Origin of the sequence: Mycobacterium sp. E1715 (genome assembly GCF_001667625.1) — a bacterium.
Classification (GTDB): Bacteria; Actinomycetota; Actinomycetes; order Mycobacteriales; family Mycobacteriaceae; genus Mycobacterium.
The window spans coordinates 1-4,395 of sequence record NZ_LZJJ01000156.1; the positions used below are offsets into that span (position 1 = coordinate 1).

General features: G+C 64.7%; 6 protein-coding genes. 1 reads left to right on the top strand and 5 read right to left on the bottom strand.

What is annotated here, in order from left to right:
• Positions 1–671, bottom strand: a 671-nt coding sequence (locus tag A9X03_RS08620; protein WP_156737064.1) for an alcohol dehydrogenase catalytic domain-containing protein, incomplete at its 3' end; no start/stop codon positions are given.
• 95 nt (positions 672–766) lie between these two features.
• On the opposite strand from A9X03_RS08620, the gene A9X03_RS08625 reads away from it, so the two are divergent.
• Positions 767–1,672: a helix-turn-helix domain-containing protein gene (locus tag A9X03_RS08625; protein WP_067785655.1), complete on the top strand. Its 906-nt coding sequence runs from the start codon at positions 767–769 to the stop codon at positions 1,670–1,672.
• A gap of 18 nt (positions 1,673–1,690) precedes the next feature.
• Here the strand turns inward: A9X03_RS08625 and A9X03_RS08630 are convergent, their stop codons facing one another.
• From A9X03_RS08630 to A9X03_RS08645, 4 genes are all read right to left on the bottom strand, one after another.
• Positions 1,691–2,317, bottom strand: a complete 627-nt coding sequence (locus A9X03_RS08630; protein ID WP_068260594.1) for a TetR/AcrR family transcriptional regulator — start codon at positions 2,315–2,317, stop codon at positions 1,691–1,693.
• A 21-nt stretch (positions 2,318–2,338) separates the two neighbouring features.
• Entirely contained in the window at positions 2,339–3,508 is a 1,170-nt protein-coding gene (locus tag A9X03_RS08635) for a lipid-transfer protein (protein ID WP_067747638.1), read from the bottom strand.
• Positions 3,505–3,957, bottom strand: a complete 453-nt coding sequence (locus A9X03_RS08640; RefSeq protein WP_067747641.1) for a MaoC family dehydratase — start codon at positions 3,955–3,957, stop codon at positions 3,505–3,507. The genes A9X03_RS08635 and A9X03_RS08640 overlap by 4 nt, the downstream gene beginning before the upstream one ends.
• Positions 3,954–4,395, bottom strand: a 442-nt coding sequence (locus A9X03_RS08645; protein ID WP_255396720.1) for an acyl-CoA dehydrogenase family protein, incomplete at its 5' end; no start/stop codon positions are given. The genes A9X03_RS08640 and A9X03_RS08645, both read right to left, overlap by 4 nt.

Consider the following 4,395-nt stretch of genomic DNA (forward strand, 5'->3'; position numbering starts at 1 on the left):
GCGTCGAACACCGACCGCTGGGCCGGATCGACCAGAACATGCGCGCCGAACCCGGACTGGGCCAGTTCGCGGCGGTCGGCGCTGAAGTCGGACACGATGATCGGATCAACCCCCCGCGCGCTGAGCGCAGCGACCGCCGACAGCCCGATGGCGCCCGCGCCGACGACGATCGGGATCTCGCCGGGCTGCAGATTCGAGGCGCGGACATAAAACTCGCCGACCGCGAAGGCGTCGACCACGGCGACCGCATCGCTGGACACCGAGCCCTCTATCACCCTTGCGGTCGCCTCGGGTACCACAAGCAACTCTCCGAAACTGCCCTGCGCCTCGGGGTGCTGTCCGATAATGCGTAGACCGCCAGCGCCGCCGTCGACCAACCGGATCGGCATCGACGTCACCCTGGCCCCGATCGGGAAGGCCTCGCCGCATCCAGGGCCGTGGCCGATCACTTCACCCACGAACTCGTGCCCCAGGACAACGTCGCGGTCGGGGTCGTAGAGCGACCGACCCGTCGGATCGTCGATCGCCAATTCCGGATGGTCCATGTAGTGCACGTCGGACGCACAGATCGCGGTGCTGAGGGTCTTGAGCAGCAAATCGCCCTGCCCGGGAACGGGATCGGCAGTCTCGCGGACCGTAAGCTCCCCGCCTCGCAGCACTACGGCACGCACCGGCACTCACATCCTCATGCGGTATTCTCTACTATTAGAGAATAATTCATCTAAATACTGAGTCGACCGTAGAATGCGGCGCGAGAGGAGTCAAGATGCGCGGAGTCACGTCAGCACCGGCCGAGCGTGTCCTCGATGTCGTTGAGTTTCTCAGCAGGCCGGAGGATGGCGGGCACCGCTTCTCCGACGTCGCTCGCGAACTTGGCCTTTCTCAGGCCACGGCGCACTCCATACTCAAGACGTTGTGTGACCGCGGTTGGGCGACGCGTGATCCCATTTCCAAGAAGTTTGATCTTGGTCCCACTATTGCCCTCATCGCGGAGAGGTTCGAAGCAGCGCGCCCACTTCTGGCTGTCGCTCGCGAAGCCATCCACCGTCTCACTGAGGCAACCGGTGCGCCGGCCTCGGTGGTCGAGCGCAGTGGAGACGAACTCGTGATTACCGCGTTCGAAAGTCCCGACGGGTCTAACGCACCGGTCGCTTCCCTCGAGCGGATCCCCTATGCACCGCCGTTTGGGATCGCCTGCGCCGCATGGGATATCCCAACCCAACAGGAATCGTGGATTCAGCGCGGCGCGGCCGGAGACACGTCGCTGGCGGAGCGCCTTCGCGCAGTTTTGGCTCAGACGCGCGACCGCGGTTATGACGTCGATTGGATGACTCCCGCGCTGGCGCAGGCGGCTCATGCGATCGAGACGCTGTCTACCGAGACAGTGCCCCACAACTTGCGCTCCGTCGTCGACCAATTGCGCATCGAATTCATATCGGCGAACCTGCTATCCGGCGACGGCGCACGCGATGCGCTCCGGGTTGCCACCATCTCGGCGCCCGTCCTTGACGATAGGGGACATGTGCGACTCATCCTTGGGTTCCACCCACTACGCGCCATGACGATGAGCGAAATCCATGCTGCCGCGAAACCTCTGTTGCGCGAGATCGACCGAATGGGAGGCCACGCAGTGCCGTCTCTCGACGGCGCACGCGCCAAGGCGGAGTCCTAGGTGCACATCGACCTGCCGTCAGCTTTGCGGTCTCGGGAGCCACGCGCTGCTTCGTTTGCCTCGCTCATGGCCGAATCCCCGCACGACATACGCTCGGACGAAGTCGGCCACCGCGTCGTCATCCACGTCGAGATAGGGTGACGGGGTTGTGAACAAAGACAACAGGATTCGTGCAAACCACTCCGACGCCGATCGAACGTCGAGGTCGTTGCGCACCTCACCGGTCAGCCTCGCCGCGGAGATGTATGGCGCGAGAAATTCACCGCCTTCCCGCACTAGGGTCGACGCGTTCTTGGTCAACATCAAGTTGACCTGTTCTTCGTCGAAATATGACTCGTGCTCCACCACCCGGCGGGCTTGGGTAACGAAAACCGCTGCGCGGACCAGCTTTTCCTCCAGGGTGCTGCCGCCGTCGCGGTCAATCGCCTTTGCCAGCTTGCGATAGAAGCTTTGTGACGCCTCCTCCGCGCAAGCCTCGACAATCGTCTCCTTGTCCCGGAAGTATTCGTAGAACGTGCTTCTGGACACGTCGGCGGCGCGTGCGATGTCGACGATCGTCGTCTTGCGCAAGCCGCGCGTTCGGAAGCAGGCGAACGCGGCCGAAATGAGCGCCGCTCGGGTGTCGACCGCGGTAGCCTGCGTCATCGGCTTTCCTCGCCTGCGTGCTCAGTGATCGGGGGCGAGAATCAAGCCACTGGTGGGAACGCCGGTGCCCGACGTGACCAGCACGTGTTCGACGTTGTCCACCTGATTGTGCGACGTGCCGCGCACCTGACGGACGCCCTCGGTGATGCCGTTCATGCCGTGGATGTATGCCTCGCCCAGCAGGCCGCCGTTGGTGTTGATCGGCATGCGGCCGCCGAGTGACAGCTCGTCGACCGAGACGAAGTCCTTGGCCTCGCCGCGGCCGCAGAAGCCGAGTTCCTCGAGTTGGGTGAAGACGAAGGGCGTGAAGTGGTCGTAGAGGAACGCCGTCGAAATATCTTGCGGTTTAAGGCCGGAATCCCGCCACAGTTTGTCGCCGACGACGCCCATCTCCGGCAGCCCGGTGATGTCCTCGCGGTAGTAACTCGTCATCACCTCGCCGTCATGGGCGGCGCCCTGGGCGGCGGCCGTGATGACGGCGGGCGGCTTGGCCAAGTCTCGTGCTCTCTCGACGCTGGTCACCACCATGGCAACGCCGCCGTCGCTTTCCTGACAGCAGTCGAGCAGTCGCAACACCGGCTCGATGATCCATCGTGATTGCTGGTGTTGCTCGAGGGTGATGGGCTTCCCGTAGAACCACGCATCGGGATTCCTCGCGGCGTGCTTGCGGTCGATGACGGAGATCTTGCCGAAGTCCGCGTTGGTGACGCCGTACGTCGTCATGTAACGGTGGGCGTGCAAGGCCACCCAGGCGGCCGGCGTCATGAAGCCGAACGGCGCGTAGGGCGCCATCCACAGCGGTGTCACGCCCGGCTGGCGGCCGGCGCCGCCGAAGCGGAAGCCGGAGCGCTCGTTGAAGGCTCGGTAGCACACCACCGCTTTTGCCGCTCCGGTCGCGACCGCCATGGCGGCCTGCATGACGGTGCCGGCCGCCGCGCCACCGCCGTGCGGAACCCGGGTGAAGAACGTCAGTTCCCGGATGCCGACGTTGCGGGCGACCTCGATCTCCTCGTTGTCGTCCACGCTGAAGGTGACCATGCCGTCGATGTCCGCGGGCGTCAGCCCGGCGTCGCGGATCGCGGCGAGCACCGCCTCGCACGCCAGTTGCATCTCGGTGCGGCCCGATTCCTTGGAAAACTCGGTCTGTCCGATACCGGCCAGCGCGGCTTTACCGCCGATACCGTCGCTCATAAGTCCACACCGTGGAGCAGGCTGAGCACCGCGGTCCCGGAGACGTGGTCACCGAGGCTGTTGGTGCCTTTGAAGGTGACCTCGACAAGTCCTTCGCGGTCGGTCTGGGACTTGTCCGTGACCGAACCAGTGAACCGGAGCGGATCATTCGGGTATGCGGGTACGCCGAGGCGGATGGACAGTTTCCTGATCATCGCCTCCGGGCCCGCCCAGTCGTGCAGGAATTTCACGCAGAGACCATTGGTCGTGAGGATGTTCAAGAAGATGTCTTTCGATCCTTGGGAGTTCGCGAAATCGCGGTCGTGGTGAACCGGCATGTAATCACGGGATGCGATGGCCCCGGCGACGATCAGCGTGGTGGTCACCGGAACATCCAGCGGGGCGACTTCGTCACCCACATTGATCGAGTCCCACGCCAGCGTGGTGGTGCGATCGGCGGTGGAGGTCATCTGCTTCCTTCCGGGTAGGTCGCGCCCAGGCGGGCGAGCTGGAGGGGGGCCGCGCCCAGGGAGAGCTCGATCTGCTTGCCCCACAGGAAATATCGGTGGAGCGGGTAAGTGACGTCGATGCCAATGCCGCCGTGGACCTGCTGGGCCGACGCCACGACCCGCGCTCCGGCTTCAGCCGCCCAGAACTTGGCGATGGCGGCCTCGCGCGTCGCGGGCCGACCCTCGGCGATCAGCCACGCGGCGTGCCAGGTGGTCCACCGGATCGCCTCGACGTCGATGAATGCATCGGCCAGCCGTTGCTGCACGGCCTGGAACGAGCCGATGGGTCTGCCGAACTGCTCGCGTTCGCCGGTGTAGGAAGCGGCGATCTTCAACGCGCGTTCGGCGACGCCGAGTTGCATCGCGCACAAACCGACCAGTGCCCTGGTGTACAGCGAG